Genomic DNA, 20,579 nt, shown 5'->3' on the forward strand with positions numbered 1-20,579 from the left:
TGGGGACAGAGCTCGCTGGCCTGGGGACAGAGCTTACCGGTCTGGAGACAGAGCTCGCTGGTCTGGGGACAGAGCTCATTGCCACGCCAACTGCTTTTTGATAAACTCCCCCTAGCAAAGGAGACTGCAATGGCATTTTCATTAAATTCCTACCCCGTGACCTACCGGGCTAAATATGCGGGGAAGGCCTGGACCGAAGAATACCTGGAAAAACCCCATAAAACCCCGGCTGAGGAAGCCGCCTTGGGCGCCGACGCGGCAAACGCCCTGTCCGCCGCCCGGAACTTTTATACCGATATGCCCCTGGTGGGCTACACCACCCAGTACGGCCTCTCCTGTTTCGAGGGCCTTAAGGCCCTGCCCCAGAAGGATGGTGGGCTGGCGATTTTCCGGCCCGACCGGAATGCCGCGCGGTTCAACCGGTCCATGACCGGCCTCTTTATGCCCGGCTTTCCGGAAGACAGCTTTGTCAAAGCCTGCGTGGAAACGGTGCGGCAAAATGCCCGGCTTGGGTTCCGGCCCCCATACCAGGCAAGCTGGGAGAAGGATTCCTTCATGACCGCCGACTCAATCTACATCCGCCCCTTCACCTATGCCGAGGGGGGCATCGGGGTGAACATCTCCCGCGAGCCCTGGGTGATCATCGTCACCACCCCGGTGAGCTCCTACTTTTCCGATGGTAAATCCGAGGCTGTGGTTACCGAGCGCATCCGGGCGACCCCCAAGGGCACGGGCTGGATCAAGGCGGCCTCCAACTACGTCATCTCCGCCCTGGCCAAGCATGAGGCCGCGGACGTGGGCTTCATGGAGTGCGTGTTCTTGGATGCCACCCACCGGAAGTACGTGGAGGAAGGCTCTTCCTGCAACATCTTCTTCCGCCTCAAATCCGGGGAGCTGGTGACCCCGGCGCTGGGGGACACCATCCTGCCGGGTATCACCCGCTCTAGCATTATTGAGCTGGCAAAGGACCGGGGCGTGCAAGTCTCGGAGCGGCAAATCGCCATTGACGAGGTCTTTGCCGAGGCGGTGGAGTGCTTTGTCAGTGGCACCGCGGCCGGGGCCACCCCCATCGAATCCCTCACCCACCAGGGCAAAAAGGCGGTTTTCAACAACGGCAAGGTGGGGGAGCTCACCGCGGAACTACGGGACACCCTGAAGGGCATCCAGTACGGCACCCTTCCCGACACCAAGGGGTGGATGACCCCTGTTCTGTAAAAGCCCGAAGCAGTGGTTTCGGTGGTAAAAAAAGCGGGGTTCAGTTTTCTTTTTGTCCTCATGGTGTTTCCCGGCCTGTGTCTGTACCCACAGGCTGCGGAACTTTCCCCGGACGCGGCGGCCGAGGCCGGAGATGTCCGGCCCCTGGTTCCCCGGATTATCACCGCCGTTTCAATCACCGGCCTCAAGCGGACCAAGCTCTATGTGGCGGAATATCCCCTGAAAAAGTACATCGGCTATGATGCGGCGACACTGGATATCAATCAGGTTACCGCGACAATCATGAATACCGGGATTCTGGAACCGGTTTCCATAGCAATCAACGAAGCTCCCGATAGCAGCGGGATGATTCTGGTCGTGGAGGTCCGGGAGAAGTGGGCCTTTTTCCCAATCCCGGTGTTTTTCCTGGATTCCGATGGGGGCATACGGGGAGGCGCCGCTCTGATGGACGCCAATGCCTTCGGGCTTAACGACAAATTTATCGTGGCGGGACTCTATGGCAACTCCGGTTGGTTTGCTACGGTGATTTATCAATACACCCCGGAGCGGGAACATTTCCCCGGCTGGAGTATTATGGGCATGTACGGTAGGCAGAACCAGCGGGACACGGATCAAAAAAAGCGGGACCTTCGCCGCTACGATCAGGAGTCCATCATGGGCAGTGTGGGAGTGCAGTACCCGTTGAAGGAACCCTTCACCCTGTCGGCCTCCACCGCGCTGATCCGGCGAAACATCCTGAAAACCGAGAACCCTCTGAGGGTCCCTGACGAAGGGGCCTTTGGGATACGGGTCAACCCTTCCCTTTCGGCGAGTGCCAGCCATTGGGACGGCTTTCTCCTCTCCGAGCAAAGTGCCAGCCTCGAATATACCCTCACCACTTTATTTGATTCCGATCCCCTGCACAGCGCATTAGTGCGGGGCAACTATGAATTTCCTATCATCCCCGGCTTTCAGGCGGGCCTCCGAGGGGGGCTGTACTACACTCCCAAGGCGCCGCCCCTTTTTGAATCCTCCTCCAATGCTGTGGGTATCAACATACTCCCCGCTACCTTTTCTGCCAGGAACTACGCCGGTGCTGCGGTGGAATTTGAAAAGTATCTCTTTAAGTTTTCCCAGGGGACCCTGGCAGCTCAGGTTTCCTATCAGGTAATCTATTCCTACGGCCCCATCCTGGGGCATCAGTTCGACCATGGGGTAAGCGGGGCCATCTCCTTCTACCTGAGCAGAATAGCCATCCCCGCCCTGGGGATCGGGGTCTCCTATAATGTCGCGGCGGAGGAATTCCAGGGGACCTTCAGCATGGGCATGAGCTTCTGAACCGCTTACCGGACCTCGCTGCCCTTCCATTCAACTTTAGCCCCGCAAAACCCCAGTATGGTCAGAAAGGTGAAATACAGGGGGGTAAAGACCGCATGGAGCGCCCAGGCCGGCCCCGCCTTGGGCAGGGCGGCGCCGAAAATGCGCAGGGTGGCCAGGGTGTTCACGGTCATGGAGAGGAACACCGCTGCGGGGAGGGGCCAGAGGGACGGGATGAGGGGTACAAAGGGTATGGCAATCATCCCCATGGAGATGGTAACCATCAAAAAGCCAAAATTCAGCCTGGTAGAAATTTCGGGGCTGAAAAGGCCACCGTTATTCCAGCGGAGGGTTTGGTTGACCAGGGCGGCCCAGGAGTTTTCCCCTCTGGTCATCACATGGACATCGTCGCCGCAGGCGGATCGGACTGTATACTTCCCACCCGCCCGGATCTGGGAAATCAGCGCCGCATCTTCCGTGGGGGATGGAGGCACCTGTTCATAGCCCCCGATTGAGTCCAGCGCCTGGCGGCGCAGGATGAGGTTGTTCCCAAACCCGCCCCCGGCTGCCCCGATGCCCGTGGAGGCTGCCAGGTACATATACCGTATGGCATGGTCAAAGCATTGGTATGTATGAAAAAAACGCCTTGCAAACGAGCTCTGTCCCCGTTCGGCTGAGCTCTGTCCCCAAACATACGACCGCTCGAAATGCAGCTTGAACACCGGCCCTATCACCGCCCCGATCCGTTGGTCGGCCATGCGCAGCGCCATGGCGCGGATCCAGGACGGGGGTGCCTCACAGTCCGCATCGGTAAAGAGGAGCAGATCCCCCAGGGCGGCATCGATTCCGCGGCTTAGGGCGTACTGCTTATGGTTCAGTCCAGGATTTTCCGTTAGGGTGATAATCCTCACATTCCCGCCGGTTTCGGCAAAGCGCCGGATCATTGCAAGGCTCCCGTCTGAGGAACGGTCATCCACAAAGATATACTCTGCGGAAGGATAATCCTGAAGTTCCAGGCTCCGGAGCAAGCCTGCCATACGCTCAGCTTCATTATGGATTGGAATAATCACCGAAACATTGGGGACAGAGCTGTCGGAGAGATTGGGGACAGAGCTCACGGCAGCCCGGCAAGCTTGCTTGTCCCGGCGCCATTCCAGGAAGAGCCCGGCCATTAAAACGCAGTGGAGCCCCACAAAAACAAGGGCAAAGGAAAAACGGAAAATTGTATACAAAATCCAGGCTGTTTCCATATTGCCAAAGTATACAGTACTTGCTATACTTTTCCCAGATACGGGGAATTAGCTCAGTTGGTAGAGCGATTGGTTCGCAATCAATAGGTCACCGGTTCGAATCCGGTATTCTCCAATAATTATTGTTACCTTTCAAATGATTAAAGTACTTGAAATTTCAAATAATTAAAAGATTATCCTTAAATTCTTTTTTATTTACTCGACAAACTAATTGTAATGATGTATTGTCAAAAGCAGGAGGTTCCCATGGCAAGTCTCGATAAATCACTTGAAGGGCTTAAGAAGCTCTATGCAAAGCGTACCGCTGTCGACAAGGAAATTGTAGTGGCGGAAAAGAAGTACCTGACCGAAACAGTGGCTGCGGTTAAAGCAGCTGCCAAAGCGCCGGCGAAAAAAGCCCCCGCCAAGGCAAAAGCAAAGGCCAAAAAGGCACCGGCGAAAAAAGCCGCCCCTAAAAAGCCGCTGATCAGTTCACCTCAGCCGAGCAACAACTAGTTTCATTCAGATCAAAAAAAAGAACAGCCTCTTACGGGGTTGTTCTTTTTTTTACCGGGACATACCGGCAATATCAAGGCCCGGTTTATAACCCAAATATGACCCCTGCAATCCCCGCTGCGGCGATGTATACAATGGGATGTTTTTTCAAGAGACGGATAAGCAAAAACAATCCGGCAAAGAGAATACACTCCCGCCATCGGAGCAGTTCGTACCAGACCGGTGCGGCGCCGTTGTAGAGCGAGAGCCTGATGACGCCGAGGCCGGCAGCGGCGATAAGCCCCGTAGCTGCCGGGCGGAGCCCGGAAAAGATCGACCCCACCAGGGGGCTTTCCTTAAAAGACTGAAGTATCTTTGCAATGATTATAATCACGATAATTGAAGGGCACACCAGCCCCAAGGTAGTAATAATCGCACCCACAACCCCAGCGCATTGAAAACCCGTGTAGGTAGACATATTAACGCCGATAGGGCCGGGGGTAGATTCGGAAATGGCGATCATATTGGCGATATCCTCATAGCTAAGCCATTCATATCTATCCGCCATCCGGTAGAGGAAGGGCAAGGTTGCCAAGCCGCCGCCTACGGCAAAAAGGCCGACCTTGAAAAATTCGGCAAAAAGCAGAACAAGTGTCATGGGGTTTTCTCATCTTTAGCGGAGGGCCGGGGAGGGCGATTTGGCCGGTAGAGGAGAAACCCCGCAAAGCCGGCGGCAATCACCAGAAACACCGGGGAAGCATTCAGCACGGCGGAAAGGGCAAAGGCAGCAACACAGATTGCCACGGATTTCCAATCTTTAACCGCCCCTTTAAGGAGTTTGATCACCGCATCCAGGATAAGGGCGCCCACAGCTACCCGGATACCCTTGAAAGCATGCTGGACCGGTGGAAGGTCCGAAAAATTTTTAAGGAAGCCGGCAATGATGGTGATGATGACCAGGGAGGGGAGTATCATTCCCAGGGTAGCCAGGATGCCCCCGGGGATACCCTTTCGCTTATACCCGATAAAAGTAGAAACATTGACAGCGATGATCCCCGGAGTCACCTGGCCGATGGCGAAATAGTCCATCACCTCGTCGATGGTGACCCAACCTTTCTTTGCCACCAGTTCCCGTTCAATGATGGGGAGCATGGCATAGCCACCCCCGAAGGTGATGCTGCCGATCTTCGCGAAGCTTACAAATAAATCGAAATATTCATTCAAGGTTGATTCCTTTTTTCGAGCTCTGTCCCTATTAGCGCTGCCTTTCAAATATTTTTGAGCTATGTCCCCATAATAATCCTTACTCCGTCCGAGGAGGCAGTACAACCGCAAGGTGCAGCTCATCAAGCTGCTTTTGATCAACCTCGCCGGGACAATCATCCATTGGGCTAACCGCAAAAGAATTCTTCGGAAAGGCGATAACCTCTTTAATTGAAGTTTCCCCCGCCATGAGCATGACCAGCCGGTCAAGCCCCGGAGCAATGCCGCCGTGGGGCGGAGCGCCGTATTTGAAAGCCTCAGTGAGGAAACCGAATTTCTGTTCAGCCTCCAGGGGATCAAGGCCGACAATTTTGAAAATACGCTTCTGAAGCTCCGAGTCATGGATACGGATGGAACCAGAGGCCAATTCATACCCGTTAAGAACCAGGTCGTAGAGATCTCCCTTTACCGAACCGGGATCCTGCTCCAGAGTTGCGTGATACTTATCCTGTGGCCAGGAGAACATATGGTGGGCGGCTTCCCAGCGGTTCTCCTGGTCATTAAATTCAAAGAGGGGGAAATCCACTATCCAGGCAAATTCAAAGCGGGGAACTCCGTCCGGACCGGGGCCGTTAAGCCCCAAATCCCGGCCAAGCTTGGAGCGGACCGAACCCAGGGCGACATTGGCGATTTTTCGCTGGGAGTCGGCCACCAGAAGGAGCAGATCTCCGGGTTTGGCGCCGAGTCCTGCGGTAATTTTTTGAGCTCTGTCCCCAAAAAATTTCGCGATACCGCCCTCAAGGATCGACTCAGTTTCGGTTCCCGCAACTTTCATCCAGGCCAATCCCTTAGCCCTATAGATTTTTGCCTGGGCTTCCAATTCTTCGATCTGTTTGCGGGAATAATCGGCTTTCCCCGGTACAACCAGGACCTTCACCCCACCTCCCGCCAAGCTTATCCCCCTGGCGGCAGCAGCTGCCTTATCCGCTTCCCCGGCGGCCAAGGCATCCTTAAAAGCCTGAAAACTTCCTTCGGCCACATAGGGGCCGAAATCCTGCATAGGCATATCAAAACGCAGGTCCGGCTTATCGGAACCGTAGCGCTCCATGGCCTCTTCATAACTGAGCCGTTTAAAGCGGGGGGGGAGTTCCTGCCCAAGGGTCTTTTTGAATATATGCCCCATAAGGCCTTCGGTCATGGAAAGGATATCGTCCCGATTTACGAAGGACATTTCGATATCAATCTGGGTGAATTCGGGCTGCCGGTCACCGCGAGCATCCTCATCACGGTAACACCGGGCAATCTGGAAATACTTATCGAAGCCCGCAACCATGAGAATCTGCTTATAGAGCTGGGGAGATTGCGGGAGGGCGTAGAATTTGCCCGGATACAGCCGGGAAGGGACCAGATAATCCCGGGCACCCTCGGGGGTCGATTTTATAAAGGTTGGAGTTTCGATTTCATAAAAACCCTGGCCAATCATCCACTCCCGGACCGCAAAGCTCACCTCATTTCGGAGCTTTATACGCCGCTGCATTCCAGCAGACCGAAGATCAAGGTAGCGGTACGTCAGGCGCAGTTCCTCTTTGACCTCCGATTCTTCATCTATCTGAAAGGGCAGAACCTCGGATCGGTTCAATATAACCAGTTTTTTTGCCACAACTTCAATTTCACCGGTGGCCATTTCGGGATTTACCATGGAATCCGGCCTGGACCGCACAGTTCCCTCAAGGGCAATACAAAATTCATTCCGCAATTCTGCAATCAAAGCCGCAAGCTCCGCCGGTGCATCCGAATCGACCACCACCTGGGTTATTCCATACCGGTCCCGAAGATTGATGAAAGAAATCCCCCCGTGATCCCGTTTCCGGTGCACCCACCCGTTCAAGATAACCGTTTTTCCCTCGTCGGCCCTCCGCAGGGCGCCACAGTTCGTTGTACGCTTCATTGTTTCCATAAAATGACTATAGCCGGAGGGGGGCTATATGGCAATAGTTGGGGACAGAGCTAAAAATTTAAAAAAATTAATAGGAACTAAAGTAAATTTTTCTTCGTTGCCATATATCCTGTATGCGGCATAATCGAATTTTAAAACCAAACGCCACCTACCATGTCACGGTCAGGGCAAACAGGAAGGAGATGATTCTCTATTGCGATATGATGCGTGCGCTCTTCTTCAACACCATTAAGCGGGCAAAGAGGAGGTACCGCTTTCAAGTCCACAATTTCTGCATTATGGGCAATCATATCCATTTGATCATTCATCCGGAACAAAATGAGTCCCTATCCCGCATTATGCAATGGATATTAAGTGTCTTCGCCATGGCATGGAACCGAAAGCATCTCGTAAGTGGCCATGTCTGGGGGGAACGATTTTTCTCCAAGGTCCTTGATTCCATACGGGATTTTATCAAAACCTTCATCTATGTGATCCAAAACCCGATAAACGCGCAGATTGTTGGAAGAGCGGATGAATGGGAGTTTGGCGGCTTATGGCACTTCAAGGAGGGAAATTGCGAAATTCTGGAAGGGCTTCCCGGCTTAACATTAGGTATGTACCATCTGTACTATCGCTTACTAATAATAAACGCCGATACATGAAAGATTTCTTCCATGTATGATATTAGCTAACAGGCGCCATACCCTGTCATTCCAGAATAGTAATCTCTACCCGGCGGTTGAGCCTGCGGCCTTCCTCGTTTGTATTATCCCCTATGGGCATGGTCCCGCCCCAGCCTTTATAGATAAATCGATCCGCAGGTATCCCCCGGCTCACCAATTCATCAACCATACGCTTGGCCCGCTGCACCGAAAGCTCCATTTCCCCAGCAGGCCGCCCTACTGCGGCGGTATGCCCTTCTACCAGGAAGGTCCGATCCGGGGTTTCCTTTAATACCCTGGCGATAATGTCCAGCCTTGGGCGTTCGGAAACGAGCATTTCATCCGAATCCGGTGCAAAGCGGATGTCCTTAACAGTAAGTTTGACCCCTTCGGGGACAGAGCTCATATCAATACCGGTATCTGGGGGAAGAGTCTGCTTAACCGTGTTAGCAGCAATAATAATCGCCTCCCGATCCAAAGGAATAAGCCCATCGCCAAAGGTCAACGTGAACCCCCGGAAGCGCAGGGTCGAACCATTGGGCCAGGAAAAAGTCTCATCCAGGTTATCCCGTATTAGCAGGGGGACGCCGTCAGAAACACGGAGAAGGATATCCACATTATGGGCGCCTTGAACATTAAAATTGCTCTTTTGAATTAAGCTCTGTCCCTCTTCAATATCATTGAACGAGCTCTGTCCCTCGTACCGGGAAGCATATTTTGCAAAAATCCGGTGCACCGGAACATTCCGGTATTCCTCGACTCCCCGGTATTCATACTCCGCCACCAAAGGTATCACCACAGGTTTTCCCTCATTCAGGGGATCCACCGCCCGGTGTCCCCGAGCAGTCCATTTCGAGCCGGGCCGTATCGCATCGGGGGGGAAAACAGGGAAATTGCGGAAAGCAGGAAAGCCTCGATCGTTTTCAATGAGCAGACCTCTGTCCCTGTCTATGCGGAAACTTGCGGGGATCACCATGTCCACCGCGCGGGCGCTTTGGCGCATATCCCGCAGGGTTTCTTCCATAACAAAAAAGTTGCCGCGATATTGAAACACCGCCCCAGCTCTGTCCCCATTGGCAGGCGCATTTCCGGCGCCATTGGCAAAACTTCCGGCGGGATAGGGGAGCCGCTGGGGAATTATTGACGCCCGGACCTCCCTATACACGTGCCCGGTATATTTTCCGTTATCATACCGGGACCAGTCGGATCGCTCAACTAACGAGTAAGGCCCCTGGATTTCCTGGGACAAGTGTACTGCCCCGGCCTCCTCTGGGATGGCAAGAATGGCCGGAATGAGCAAAAATACCGTAAAAAGAGTGAATTTCCAGAACACAATTCTCCGCATAGTTATAGTAGCGGCACTTTTTCCAGTAAAAATTATCATCATTTACTACTTTTTACTGATTTTAAGGGGTATTTTGAGTTAATATGGCATAAGTGCTCAGAATCAGCTATACTAAACCAATTATTGGAGAATACTATTATGGAAAATCCCGTAGTTCCAACTGAATTTCCTGCGGATGACCTGCGCGGCATGGGCGCCGTTGATGCTAAGGAATATATCTTCCACTATATTACCACGTTAAAGCTTACGGAGAAAAAGCGGGAAGAATGTTCCACAGAATATGAAAAATGGGCTGCCCGGGTGAGCCTTGCCCAATCCAGGGGCGCCCAGGATTTAGCCCCGCAAGCCCAGGCCGAGGCGGATAAAATGCAGGCCCAGCGGGATGCCCTGGATGCAGAGATTGCCGGGTTGAAGGGGCAGATACAGCGGATGCGGGATCAGCTCCCCGGCCTTGCGGCACGGGAACGGAGTGTTGATCCGGATCTGCTTGAACAGGAACTACTGATTGCCCTGGGCCTTACCCCGGGGGAAGAACTGAAACCGGGGCTTGAGCGCCAGTTTGAGGAGGCGGAAGCCGATGCGGCCCTGGAGGCCCTGAAGGCTAAGATGAAACGGGACGAAACGCCGTAACTCGAGCCGTTTGCCATGAATATCAAAGGGCTGTTTTCTATCTTTTTCATACCCCTCTTAGCTTCTTGAGTGTTATTCGCGAGTCTGGTTTAATACCCTCATCTGCCTTGAAATATTTCCCTGTTTTAAGTATAATTTGATTGATTGCCAAGGAATTTTATATGATGGATAGCAGGGTGAAGGATTTTTTAAGAATAGGTATATTTTACGATGGTTATTATTTCTACAAGGTAAGTAATTATTACAAATATGAGCATGAAAGAAAATCCAGGATAAGCATTACCGGATTACATGAATTTATCCGCCACGAAATAGCCGGCCTTACGGGTATAAAAGATAAACGGTTTTGTCAGATTATAGACGCCCATTATTTTAAGGGCCGCCCCTATGCCAGGGATTTGGGAGAGAAGGTACAAAGTGAGCGGGTGTTTGATGATATACTCATGCGGGAAAATATTGTAAGCCATTATTTGCCCCTGCGCTACAATGGGGACAGCAGTTCTATGCAGGAAAAGGGAATTGATGTCTGGCTTGCGTTAGAAGCGTATGAATTGGCAATATATAAAAAATTTGATATCCTGGTATTGGTAGCTGGTGACGGCGATTATGTTCCCTTGGTGCGAAAGCTTACCACCCTTGGCACACAGGTGATGCTCATCAGTTGGGATTTTTCTTACTACAACGAAAACGGGGTCATCACAGAAACTAAGACATCCCGGCAATTATTGGAAGAAGTTTTTTATCCCATATCAATGCACGAATATATTAACAATAATGATAATGAAATTATTGACAATTTATTTGTTCTTGAAAAACCAATTGCAGCTCCCAGGATTATACCAAAAAATGACCAGCAAAAAACGGCATCTGAAAATACAGACGAAGAACAATACTCAACAATTTGCAGCCTTAGAGACGGATTCGGTTTTATACGAGACGATCGGAATAATAATATTTTTTTCCACTACAGCACCCTGACCAATATAGACTTTGACGAGCTTACAACCGGTATGAAAGTAAAATATTATACCGAGGGGGATGCGGAACGCAGTAAAAAAGAAGAGGCCCCCCGGTATAGAGCCTGTAAAGTTACGGTCATGGACGAATAACTATCCTCTGGGTATTAGTACTGTACCCAGGCCGATCCTGCCTCCGCAGACTGTACACAGGCATTCACAAAACGTACCCCCCGCACACCGGCCTTTACATCAGGATACCAGTGGCTTTTAAGAAAAGCAGTATCCTTGCGGGCTGCGGCGTCTATAGCAATGGCGTAGCGGCGATACAGGTTTGACCAGGATTCAAAAAGGCCTTCCGGGTGCCCGCCGACGATACGGTCCTCTGCCAGTGCTTCGCTGTACAGGTAGCCTGCGCCCCGGTCGAGGATACGCACAGGCTCCCCTTCAATTTCATACCTGAGCTGGTTGGGATGCTCGTCCCACCATTCTATGCTGGCCTTTTCGCCGATTACCCGTATTTTCTGCCCATGGGTACAGCCGCAGTTCACCGAGGAAACCCAGAGCATCCCCGCGGCGCCCCCCTTGTATTGCAGCAGCACATAGGCGTTGTCTTCAAGCTGCCTGGTTTTTACAAAGGTCTGGCTGGTACAGAGCAGTTTTTCTAATTTCAATTCCGGCGCGATAGTTTCGCTGAGGAACAGGCAATGGGTGCCTATATCGCCGATGACAAAGCTTGGACCGGCGATTGTGGGGTCAAGCCGCCACCGGGCATAGGCATTGGCCTCTTCCACCGCATTGGTGTTAAAGGACCCGTAGGCAAACTGCATGTTTACCAGGCGTATTTTCCCCAGATCCCCCCTGGCTACCATGGCGCTCGCCTGGTGTATCATCTGGTACCCCGAATACCCGTAGGTAACCCCGTAGATTAGGCCCTTTTTCTCCGCCAGGGCAGCCAGTTCCTCCGCCTCTTCGGTTTTAAAACACAGGGGCTTTTCGCAGATTACATGGAGCCCTGCCTCCAGGGCTGCCTTGGATATTTCATAATGGGTATTATTGGGAGTAGCGATGGTGACCGCCTCAATCCCGTCCTTGCGTTTTGATTCTTCGGAAAACAAGGTTTTGTAATCCCCGTAACAGCGGCTGGCATCAACCCCTATGGAAACGCCAAAATCCCTGCACCGTGTACTATCCCTGGCAAAGGCCCCGGCCAGTATAGCAAAACTGCGATCCCGCAGCGCCGCTGAACGGTGGATGTACCCAATAAAACTGTCCTTCCCACCCCCAACCATACCCCAACGGATGGGGTGATCAATACCAAGGGTTCCATTAATCATATTTATACTCCTCTAAAAATATTCATATCTGTTAATAATTCTGTTATCCGGCTCATCCCCTTATGGCAAAACGCACCGGATAGCGGTATCGTACAGCTACCGCTGCACCGTTAGCCTCTGCGGGCTTTCCCTGTATCCCCTCGAATGCTTTCACCGCCGCCTCACCGAAGCCCCGGTTCGCCGGAGTCTCCCGCAGTACCGTTATCTGCCGGACCTGGCCGCTGCGATCCACAAAAAGTTCCAGATAAACTATGCCTTCGATTTTTGACCTCAAGGCTATTTGGGGGTATACCAGACGCTGTTTTATTTCCATTTCAGAAAAAACCGGCGCCACGGATACCTTGTGCATGGGAAGGTAGTCCTCAGCGGCGGAACCTGTACCGCCTGGGTACCCGGTGAGTTGGGGAACGGCCCCGGCAATTACAGTTTGATCCGGTTCCTCATCGGTTTCGATCATGGTTTCCGCAACAGCCTCAAGACTGTTCTGGGTAATTTCCACCTGCTCCGGTTGAGAGGGCGGCGGGGGTGGCGGAGGTGGAGCAGGCTCTTCTTCCCGAACATCCGTTAGTTTCATTACCATCACAGGCTGCTCAGTCAAGATAATGGCGGCGTCAACCTTGATGGCAAAGAAGAGGATAAGAAGGATGTGGATACCCGCAACAACAAAAAAAATGATCATCCGGGTAACAGCAGTGTTATTGATGGGGTGTCTCGTATTATTCATCCTTCACCACAAAACTTACCACCCGGTACTGGAGGAGCTGAAGTGTCTGGAGTACTCTGTTTACATCCCGAAAAGAGGTGTCCCTGTCGGCTATAACGTGGACCCGTGTGTCCGGGGCGTCCTGGTAAATATCTGTGATGGCTATCTCAATGGCGCCGAGATCGCTCGGTAGGCCGTCCAGATATACGGCGCCTGCTTTGTCCACCCAGATTTCCAGATTCTTTTCGGCGCTGGTTCTTTTGGCCGCCGCCGCCTCGGGGTAATCGATCTTAACTTCCCTGCGGTAGTTGATCAGGGATAACAGCATAATGAATACTAAAAGGAGGAAGGCTACATCGGACATGGAATTCATGGGGACAATAAATTTTTTCCGCTCCCTCCTGAGCTTCATGTGGAACCCCCTTCGGGATTTTTCATGGTAAAGGAGAAGGATTCTACTTCCAGCCTTTGGGCCAATTCTACAAAGGAGACTACCTGCTGCCAAGGCGCGCTGCCGTCCACAGTGAGGATCACCGCCAGGTTGGGCCGGGAGGCTACAGCGTTCCGTATCTCCCGTTCCGCTGTACTGTGATCCATAGCTTCTCCACGGAAGAGAAGAATTCCGGACCGGTCAAGTTCAAAGCGCAGCAGGTCATCCTTCAGGATGAGCCTGGTGGAGTCCTTTGCAGGAAGGTTTATCAGAAACCCCTTGTTGACATTGAACCCTGCGATAACGATAAAATAGATGATCAGCAGAAAAGCTATGTCGCTTGAGGCGCTGGTGTCTTCAAATCCACGCCGCTTCCTTCGGTTCAGTTTCATGATTCTGTGGAAGTGACCAGTTCTGTGATAAGGTCGGAACAGCTTTTCTCCACATCTGCGGTGAATTTGTCCACGATATGAGAAAAGACGGAGTGGGCGATCATGGCGATGATGGCGATGATCAGGCCGAACACGGTGGTGATCAGAGCCTCGTAGATACCGTTAGCCACAATCTGGGCGTTCACCTCCGTAGCCTCGGCGATGGACTTGAAGGCTCCGATCATCCCCGATACGGTTCCCAGAAAGCCTGTCAGGGGGGACAGGGAACCCAGGGCGGTGAGAAAGTTAAAGCCGTTTTCCAGGGAATTGATGCAGGTAGCAGCCTCGGTTTCCACCGCCTTTTCGATGCGGTGTTCTGACAGTTTGGAGCTATTGACCAGTACCAGGAGTATCCGCGCTCCCATGCGGCGTTTGGTCAGGCCTGAAAGGTACTGCCGGGCTCCGTCCAGATCATTGTTCCTCATATATTGCCCCACCTGTTCTTCAAGGTCGTCCAGCCTGAGATTGTGATAGGCCAAATAGAAAACCCGTTCCAGGGCGATGGCGGTGGTGGCCACCGAGAAGGCGAGCAGGGGCCACATAAAAGCCCCGCCCATTTGAAAGAGGGCTAATAATGTAAAACTTGAGCTTCCGGGTTCCATTTAATACCTCACTTCGTTTTTTTTAGAACAACCTTTTCAGTTAGGGATGCTACTATACTATCCCATTCAAATTCCAGATAGATCCACCCGGCTGCCTCTTCCCAGTCCCGGAGGAGAGTCCCGGAATCCCGCACTGGCCACAGTTCCTCCGGAAAAACCGCCCGAGTGTACCCACCATTCCACCGGACATCCTCGCCCAGGGTCCACAGGGGGTTTTCACTGTCCCATTCCGCGGGCCGCTGCTTTTTCGGGACCAGTTCCGGAAAAAGCAGGGGTTTCCAGTGGTCTTCAAAAGCCTCCAGATCCCCGGCATCTGAATCCGGCTCCCTTTCCTTCATCCATTCTGTCAGAGCCGCGATCCGTTCCTGGCGGTTATGCAGGGCCGTAAGTGCCTGGGCGCCGCTTAAGCGGTTCCCTCCCCGGTGTATTTTTCCTTCCATGATATCCAGGGATTCCACGGGCTCCCGCAGTTGCAGGGTCCCCTCTTTGCCCTTTTCTCCGGTAATAACAAAGCTGCCGCTTCCGGAAAGCCCCTGGGTAAATTCGTTCCACCCCAGGGCATTGGGATTGAGAAAATCCAGAGACACCAGGTAGAAGGCGCCATTCTCGTCAGGAAGGGAGCCGTTGATCCGGAGATTCGGCATGGCGTCAAGGCTTATGGCGATAAATTCCGAACCGTCTTTCCGCCGCATCCGGTCCAGGCGTATTCCGGACTTGGGTCGCTGCCTGTAAACCCCCAGGGGCTTTGCCGCGAAGGCTGAGCCGTCCATGAGCCGGCCGCCAGTCTCAACCAGGGAAACACAGCCCCAAAGGCCCTCTGAAATTGCGAGGATAATGAGGGTAGTTGTAAAACCCTTCAACTTCACCCTTCTTCCGGTCCTCCAGCCTCAGTTTGTTCCTTTTCAGCCCGTTCCTTTGCTTCTTTTTCCTTTTTTTCTTCCGAAGCAAGCTTCCGGTTATAGACGAAAATTCCCAGGGCGGCGAAGATCACCCCGTCCAGTATGAACTTTTCAAGTTGTTCACTGAATCCGATACCGGTGAATTGCCGGAACAGGCTATAGGCAATGATAAACCCCCCCAACCCGGCGGTGATACCTAGCAGCAAGTTTCGAGTTACCTTCATGCCTTATTATACCCCGGAGTTTCTATCGGGTCTACTTTCTTTTGAGCATTTAGATTTTCCTGGGGGCATCAAGGAAAATTTTTAACCCTTCAGGAGTCCTTCTTCCCGGTAACTGAAATAACCGGTTGCGGTAAAAATTACATGATCCAGAAAACGGAGTCCCAGGATTTTCGCCGCATTGACTAACTGGGCGGTGATCTCTCCATCCTCAATTGATGGCTTCAATTGCCCCGAGGGGTGGTTGTGGGCGACCCCAATGGCAGAGGCCCTGTCCAGGATAGGGTCGGCGAATACCTCCCGGGGGTGCACAATAGTCCGGTTAACCAGGCCCAGGGTTACGATCCGCACTGCCAGGAGTTCGTGGGCACCGTTCAGGGACAGGCAGATAAACCGTTCCTGTCGGCGGTCAGCGTAGTGGCGAACCGTATTGAAGATATCCGATGGGTGCTTGATCCGGGTCCCCGAGGGCCCCCAGCGCCGCCTGCCGAATTCCAGCATGGCCGCAATGGCAGACGCCTTGGTTTCCCCCAGCCCGGTTAGCTGGCAAAGCTCCTTAATGGAGGGGATGCCCTTGTCCTGATCCAGCCGCTCCAACAGTTCCCTGGCCAGGATGCTGACATTTTTGCCCTGGATTCCCGTATTCAGGAGTATAGCCAGCAATTCCTGATCCTCCAGGGCGCCGGGTCCTTGGGCGATCAGCCGCTCCCGGGGCCGCATATCCTGGGGAAGTAAACGGGGACTGAGTTTCTGGAAGCCCCGGTATCCCGGGTCCTCCGCCAGGGGGAGCTTTTCGCCCCCCTTGGGGATCGGCGCCGGGAGTTCATCAGCGGTGGGTATGGTATAGGGATAGATAGAATGGTCCATAATAACCCTTTAGGGGTCGGGGTATTTTTTTTGCTTTACTTGCTAATGAAAAATTTACAAAAACTATTGACTTATTCCAGGAAAAAAGGCGTATAGTATTCTGAATTAGTATTGTTAGGGAGGTGTTTATGCAGTACAGGACGTATGGTAAAAACGGTTTTAAGGTATCACTCTTTGGCATGGGCTGTATGAGGCTCCCCCGGATTGTGCTCCCGGGAACTACAGAAGCCCAGGTGGACAAAGAAAAGGCCATTGAGATGATCCAGTATGCGGCGGATCATGGGGTTAACTATTTCGACACCGCCTTCGGCTACCACAATGGGACCAGCGAATCCGTACTCGGCGAAGCCCTGGAAGGGGGCGGCCGCCGGGAAGCGGTTAAAGTTGTTACCAAGCAGCCTTTTGGGGTGATGAAAACCCAGGATGATATACGCCGGAACCTGGAAAATACCCTCAAGAAGCTTCGTACCGATCATATTGACGTATATCTCATTCATAATATCCAAAAATCAGCCTGGGAAGAGATTAAAAAGAGGAAAATCATTGAAGAATACGAAAAATTCCGTTCCGAAGGGCTGATCCGGGGGATTGGGTATTCCTATCATGGGCAACTGCCTACCTTTAAGGAGGTTCTTTCCTATTACTCCTGGGACATGTGCCAGATCCAGCAGAACCTGCTGGACGTAGACCACGAGGCAACCGAGGAGGCTATCAAGCTTGCAGGGGAAAAGGGCTGCGGCCTGGTCATCATGGAACCCCTTCGGGGGGGCAACCTGGCCATCCCTCCGGCCCCGGTCCAAGCAATCTACGAAGAATACCCGGTAAAACGGAGCGCTGTGGAATGGGCCTTCCGCCACGTGATAAATTATCCCCAGGTCAGCACTATCCTGAGCGGGGTTACCACCCTGGAACAGCTCAAGAATAATATCGAAATTTTCTCCAAGCCCGAATCGACGCCGAATTGCCTTACCCCGGAGGAAAAGGAAATCCTCACCCGGGTAAAGGTCAAATACGAGTCCCTGGCGGCCATCCCCTGTACAGGCTGCGAATATTGCCTACCCTGCCCTCAGGGGGTCAAGATTCCGGATGTCTTTGCCCGGTACAATGAGGGGACCATGTTCGGCTCCTTCTACGGTGCCAAACGGGGCTACTTCTTTCTTACCAAGGGAAAGGCTGATGCCTCCTTCTGTGTTGCCTGCAAGGAGTGCGAGGCCAAATGCCCCCAGCATCTTGAAATTCCCAAACAGCTGGAAACCGCCCATGCGGCCCTCAGCGGCTGGATTGAATAGAGTTTTAATGAGAAAAGAGGCTTAAAAGGCCTTTTTGTACTTGCTGAATCATGGAATAACGTATATATTTCGATGAAACGTTTTTATTAAGGAGTAATAATGAGTGTTAGAGCTACAGGTTCTCTTATTGGGGAGATAGTAACTGCATCCGGACTTTCCAATAGTCCTAAGATGGTGGTTCAATCGGTTGACGTGGATGCCAAGCTGGTAACCACCGTTTGGTTTTCCAATGCCCAGGAAGGGCAGCAGGGTGTATTCCCCGCCTCCGCCCTGGACAAGGCCGATGTGGTCGCAGCCAAGAAACCCACTGCGGACAGCCGGAAGGGTCCCGCAAAGAAGAAGTAAGGGTATCCGCCCGAACTTAAAAAAGGCTGCCTTAAAAGGGGCAGCCTTTTTTTCCGGAATCTGAAAACAATCCGCTGGATACCGATGTTATTAGGGCGGGCAATTTATATGGCTGCTGCCCATGGGGCAGGATACCCATGTAAGCATTTCCTCCGATTGGTCTTCCCCTTCCTTTCAGGGTTCCTTCCTACCCGGCACATCAACCATCACGGATGCGGATTTTTCGGCGCTTTGGGGTATCAGTTATTTGAGCCGTGATATTCCCCTGTTTCTTAAGGAATATAACAAGGATTATGAGTATACCGATGCCTTATTCGGGGTGAATTTTTTCAGAACCGTGGATACCTATGCCTTGAATACCCGAGCAGTGAAGTATGCCATTCTTTTTTTACTGGTTTCCTTTCTGACACTTTTTCTGCTTGAAATATTCACTAAAAAACGTATTCACCCGGTCCCCTACCTGCTTTCCGGCATTGGCAACGCGGTGTTTTATTTACTGCTCCTTTCCCTGTCGGAACAAATCCCCTTTTATACCGCGTACTTTATTGCCGCTCTGGGGGTAACCATCATGGTGACCCTCTATTCCCGGTCCCTGCTGCCGTCCTGGAAAAAAAGCTGGTACATGGGCCTGGTGGTAACCATATCATACGTGCTGCTCTATGCGGTATTGAATACAGAATCCTATGCCCTGCTTATCGGGTCCATAGGCAGTTTCGTGGTGGTTGCACTGATCATGTTCCTTACCCGGAAACTTGACTGGTACAGGGAATAATCGCCGCTCACGGCTCCCCCTCATGCTCCGCAAAGTACCCCGTCCATGCCTTCCCTATACCCGCCAGATCCGCCTCCCGTCCCAGCAGATTCTTCACATAATTGCCCCACTTGAGATTATCGCAAAAGTAGTTGAAAAAGCGCCGCGCCCGGCTCAGGTGAAACTCCGGCGGCTGGTACCGGGCCAACAACTCCAGAAACCGCAGCCCGGTTTCCTCTAAAAGGGTGCCAGGCACCGTTTTGAAACCCGGCGTCTCTCCCGGATTGGTGACAGTCACCCTTTTCGCCGCCTCTCCCAGCTCGGTGCCCGGCGCCGTTTTCACTTCTTTCGCCGCTTCCCCCTGGGCTGCCCTGGCCTGGGCGAAAAGCCAGGGCTGCCGCACTGCCGCCCGGCCGGCCATGACCGCATCGCAGCAGCCTGAGGCGGCACGGCGGACCAGGTCTTCCGAATTGGCTATGTCTCCATTGCCCGCCACGGGGATGCCCAGGGCGTCCCGGAGTTGGCCCACATATTCCCAGCGGGCCCGGCGCTTAAATTTTTCTTTGGCAGTGCGGGGGTGCAGGGTGATAAGCTCCACCCCGCAGGCTTCCAGGCGGCGGCAGAACTCCACCAGGTAGTCGAAGTTGTCTTCCAGGCCTATACGCAGTTTGACGCTGAGCCGCCGCCGGGTTGCGGCCCGGACTTTGTCTATCATGGCGGAGGCGGCGTCCATGGACGCCATCCAGCGGACCCCGGCGCCGGTGCGGGTGATGGCCGGGGCTGAGCAGCCCATGTTGATGTCGATGCCCCGGCATTCAAGCCGGTCCAGGAGGGCTGTGGCTGCTGCCAGGTGGCCGGGATCGGCGCCTACCAGTTGGTAGACCAGTTTTTCCGGGCAGGGGCCGCCGTCAATATACCAGGATTCAAAGGGGCCGCCGCCGATTAGAGCCCCGGCGCTGATCATCTCAGTGAAATATTCGTCGCAGCCACCGAAGCCTTCTATCAGTTCCCGCAGGGCCCGATGACTTAATTCCGCCAAGGGTGCTAGCATAAAAAAAACGGACATGCTAGTATTCTATAGTAGGTTTTTTTTCGTGCAAGTAGCCGATACTTTCAAAATAGGGTTTTCTTTGGAAGCCGCTTACCGGTTTTGGAGTGTTGACAAAAGGAAGGGCCTAACCCCTTGACTTGCAATATGCTATAACATAAAGTATTAAGGAGAAGAGGAGCGTACCGCATGATAGCAAAAGGTGATATGCCCAGCATGAATGAGAAAGCTCCCGAGGGGCAAAAACCCGAAGGTGGGTCTTTTCGGGTTCTCATAGTCGATGATTCCATGTTTATCGCAAAACAACTTGGTCAAATTTTTACATCCGAGGGCTTTGAGGTTGCGGGAACCGCCGCTGATGGTGCTCAGGGTGTTGAAAAGTACAAGGAAATGCATCCAACCATTGATTTGGTTACCATGGATATCACGATGCCTGTAATGGACGGGGTGTCGGCGTTGGAAAAGATACTGGAATTTGACAAAAACGCCTGTGTCATTATGGTCAGCGCCCTGGGAAAAGAGGATGTGGTCAAAAAATGTCTGCTCATGGGCGCAAAGAGCTACATCGTGAAGCCCCTGGACCGGAAAAAGGTTCTGGAACGGGTTATTTCAGTCTTGAAACGTTAAATGGACAGTTTTCAGTCCTGAGTACCGTGAATGGTATAATTTCCCCCTTCTCTTATCGG

General features: G+C 52.7%; 24 protein-coding genes and 1 tRNA gene. 11 read left to right on the forward strand and 14 right to left on the reverse strand.

Annotation, left to right across the window (positions count from 1 at the left end; translation table 11 throughout):
• The first annotated feature begins 129 nt into the window (after window positions 1–129).
• Both ilvE and TREPR_RS03440 read left to right on the forward strand, forming a co-directional pair.
• Window positions 130–1,215 (forward strand): branched-chain-amino-acid transaminase, encoded by a 1,086-nt coding sequence (gene ilvE / locus TREPR_RS03435; protein ID WP_015706892.1) that lies wholly within the window; start codon window positions 130–132, stop codon window positions 1,213–1,215.
• Window positions 1,216–1,236: 21 nt separating this feature from the next.
• Window positions 1,237–2,532, forward strand: a complete 1,296-nt coding sequence (locus TREPR_RS03440) for a BamA/TamA family outer membrane protein (RefSeq protein ID WP_015706893.1) — start codon at window positions 1,237–1,239, stop codon at window positions 2,530–2,532.
• A gap of 5 nt (window positions 2,533–2,537) precedes the next feature.
• On the opposite strand, the gene TREPR_RS03445 is transcribed toward TREPR_RS03440, so the two are convergent.
• Window positions 2,538–3,761: a glycosyltransferase family 2 protein gene (locus TREPR_RS03445; protein WP_015706894.1), complete on the reverse strand. Its 1,224-nt coding sequence runs from the start codon at window positions 3,759–3,761 to the stop codon at window positions 2,538–2,540.
• Window positions 3,762–3,803: 42 nt separating this feature from the next.
• Between TREPR_RS03445 and TREPR_RS03450 the strand changes: the two genes are divergently transcribed.
• Window positions 3,804–3,876 (forward strand) — tRNA-Ala (locus tag TREPR_RS03450).
• A 131-nt stretch (window positions 3,877–4,007) separates the two neighbouring features.
• Entirely contained in the window at window positions 4,008–4,256 is a 249-nt protein-coding gene (locus tag TREPR_RS03455; RefSeq protein ID WP_015706895.1) for a hypothetical protein, read from the forward strand.
• A gap of 85 nt (window positions 4,257–4,341) precedes the next feature.
• On the opposite strand, the gene TREPR_RS03460 is transcribed toward TREPR_RS03455, so the two are convergent.
• From TREPR_RS03460 to aspS, 3 genes are all read right to left on the reverse strand, one after another.
• Entirely contained in the window at window positions 4,342–4,893 is a 552-nt protein-coding gene (locus TREPR_RS03460) for a chromate transporter (RefSeq protein ID WP_015706896.1), read from the reverse strand.
• Window positions 4,890–5,459 carry a chromate transporter gene (locus tag TREPR_RS03465; RefSeq protein WP_015706897.1) on the reverse strand — a complete coding sequence of 190 codons (570 nt, stop codon included), beginning with the start codon at window positions 5,457–5,459 and terminating at the stop codon, window positions 4,890–4,892. Before TREPR_RS03465 ends, TREPR_RS03460 begins: the two co-directional genes overlap by 4 nt.
• Window positions 5,460–5,538: 79 nt before the next feature.
• Window positions 5,539–7,386, reverse strand: a complete 1,848-nt coding sequence (gene aspS, locus TREPR_RS03470) for an aspartate--tRNA ligase (RefSeq protein ID WP_041610994.1) — start codon at window positions 7,384–7,386, stop codon at window positions 5,539–5,541.
• Between the two features lie 122 nt (window positions 7,387–7,508).
• On the opposite strand from aspS, the gene TREPR_RS03475 reads away from it, so the two are divergent.
• Window positions 7,509–8,039 (forward strand): REP-associated tyrosine transposase, encoded by a 531-nt coding sequence (locus TREPR_RS03475; RefSeq protein ID WP_081468627.1) that lies wholly within the window; start codon window positions 7,509–7,511, stop codon window positions 8,037–8,039.
• A gap of 46 nt (window positions 8,040–8,085) precedes the next feature.
• On the opposite strand, the gene TREPR_RS03480 is transcribed toward TREPR_RS03475, so the two are convergent.
• Window positions 8,086–9,426 carry an OmpA family protein gene (locus TREPR_RS03480; RefSeq protein ID WP_245534776.1) on the reverse strand — a complete coding sequence of 447 codons (1,341 nt, stop codon included), beginning with the start codon at window positions 9,424–9,426 and terminating at the stop codon, window positions 8,086–8,088.
• A gap of 96 nt (window positions 9,427–9,522) precedes the next feature.
• On the opposite strand from TREPR_RS03480, the gene TREPR_RS03485 reads away from it, so the two are divergent.
• Together TREPR_RS03485 and TREPR_RS03490 are read left to right on the forward strand one after the other, a co-directional pair.
• Complete coding sequence (locus TREPR_RS03485; protein ID WP_015706903.1) at window positions 9,523–10,014, forward strand: PspA/IM30 family protein; 492 nt, start codon at window positions 9,523–9,525, stop codon at window positions 10,012–10,014.
• A gap of 161 nt (window positions 10,015–10,175) precedes the next feature.
• Window positions 10,176–11,123 (forward strand): NYN domain-containing protein, encoded by a 948-nt coding sequence (locus TREPR_RS03490; RefSeq protein ID WP_015706904.1) that lies wholly within the window; start codon window positions 10,176–10,178, stop codon window positions 11,121–11,123.
• Between the two features lie 14 nt (window positions 11,124–11,137).
• Here TREPR_RS03490 and TREPR_RS03495 read toward each other — a convergent pair whose 3' ends face one another.
• The 8 genes from TREPR_RS03495 to radC all read right to left on the reverse strand — a co-directional run bounded on the left by TREPR_RS03495 (window position 11,138) and on the right by radC (window position 16,460).
• Complete coding sequence (locus TREPR_RS03495) at window positions 11,138–12,307, reverse strand: Gfo/Idh/MocA family protein (protein WP_015706905.1); 1,170 nt, start codon at window positions 12,305–12,307, stop codon at window positions 11,138–11,140.
• A gap of 52 nt (window positions 12,308–12,359) precedes the next feature.
• Window positions 12,360–13,031 carry an energy transducer TonB gene (locus tag TREPR_RS03500; RefSeq protein WP_015706906.1) on the reverse strand — a complete coding sequence of 224 codons (672 nt, stop codon included), beginning with the start codon at window positions 13,029–13,031 and terminating at the stop codon, window positions 12,360–12,362.
• On the reverse strand, window positions 13,024–13,422 hold the full coding sequence (locus tag TREPR_RS03505; protein ID WP_015706907.1) for an ExbD/TolR family protein: 399 nt from the start codon (window positions 13,420–13,422) through the stop codon (window positions 13,024–13,026). The genes TREPR_RS03500 and TREPR_RS03505 overlap by 8 nt, the downstream gene beginning before the upstream one ends.
• A complete protein-coding gene (locus tag TREPR_RS03510) occupies window positions 13,419–13,832 on the reverse strand; it encodes an ExbD/TolR family protein (RefSeq protein WP_015706908.1) in 414 nt (137 codons plus the stop codon). Before TREPR_RS03510 ends, TREPR_RS03505 begins: the two co-directional genes overlap by 4 nt.
• On the reverse strand, window positions 13,829–14,413 hold the full coding sequence (locus TREPR_RS03515) for a MotA/TolQ/ExbB proton channel family protein (RefSeq protein WP_245534777.1): 585 nt from the start codon (window positions 14,411–14,413) through the stop codon (window positions 13,829–13,831). The genes TREPR_RS03510 and TREPR_RS03515 overlap by 4 nt, the downstream gene beginning before the upstream one ends.
• A 68-nt stretch (window positions 14,414–14,481) precedes the next feature.
• Entirely contained in the window at window positions 14,482–15,339 is an 858-nt protein-coding gene (locus TREPR_RS03520) for a hypothetical protein (RefSeq protein ID WP_425358172.1), read from the reverse strand.
• Window positions 15,336–15,596 (reverse strand): hypothetical protein, encoded by a 261-nt coding sequence (locus tag TREPR_RS03525; RefSeq protein ID WP_245534778.1) that lies wholly within the window; start codon window positions 15,594–15,596, stop codon window positions 15,336–15,338. Before TREPR_RS03525 ends, TREPR_RS03520 begins: the two co-directional genes overlap by 4 nt.
• A gap of 81 nt (window positions 15,597–15,677) precedes the next feature.
• On the reverse strand, window positions 15,678–16,460 hold the full coding sequence (gene radC, locus TREPR_RS03530) for a RadC family protein (protein WP_015706912.1): 783 nt from the start codon (window positions 16,458–16,460) through the stop codon (window positions 15,678–15,680).
• Between the two features lie 128 nt (window positions 16,461–16,588).
• On the opposite strand from radC, the gene TREPR_RS03535 reads away from it, so the two are divergent.
• The 3 genes from TREPR_RS03535 (at window position 16,589) to TREPR_RS03545 (ending at window position 18,866) form a co-directional block, all read left to right on the forward strand.
• The gene (locus TREPR_RS03535; protein WP_015706913.1) at window positions 16,589–17,749 is read left to right on the forward strand and encodes an aldo/keto reductase; all 1,161 of its coding nucleotides are present in this window, start codon (window positions 16,589–16,591) and stop codon (window positions 17,747–17,749) included.
• A 99-nt stretch (window positions 17,750–17,848) separates the two neighbouring features.
• A complete protein-coding gene (locus TREPR_RS03540; protein ID WP_015706914.1) occupies window positions 17,849–18,094 on the forward strand; it encodes a hypothetical protein in 246 nt (81 codons plus the stop codon).
• Between the two features lie 106 nt (window positions 18,095–18,200).
• Window positions 18,201–18,866 carry an inner membrane CreD family protein gene (locus tag TREPR_RS03545; protein WP_342610068.1) on the forward strand — a complete coding sequence of 222 codons (666 nt, stop codon included), beginning with the start codon at window positions 18,201–18,203 and terminating at the stop codon, window positions 18,864–18,866.
• A gap of 7 nt (window positions 18,867–18,873) precedes the next feature.
• Here TREPR_RS03545 and TREPR_RS03550 read toward each other — a convergent pair whose 3' ends face one another.
• On the reverse strand, window positions 18,874–19,884 hold the full coding sequence (locus TREPR_RS03550; protein ID WP_245534779.1) for a tRNA dihydrouridine synthase: 1,011 nt from the start codon (window positions 19,882–19,884) through the stop codon (window positions 18,874–18,876).
• A 198-nt stretch (window positions 19,885–20,082) separates the two neighbouring features.
• On the opposite strand from TREPR_RS03550, the gene TREPR_RS03555 reads away from it, so the two are divergent.
• The gene (locus TREPR_RS03555) at window positions 20,083–20,520 is read left to right on the forward strand and encodes a response regulator (protein ID WP_015706917.1); all 438 of its coding nucleotides are present in this window, start codon (window positions 20,083–20,085) and stop codon (window positions 20,518–20,520) included.
• Window positions 20,521–20,579 lie beyond the last annotated feature (59 nt).

The sequence above is a fragment of the Treponema primitia ZAS-2 genome, assembly GCF_000214375.1.
Lineage (GTDB): Bacteria > Spirochaetota > Spirochaetia > Treponematales > Breznakiellaceae > Termitinema > Termitinema primitia.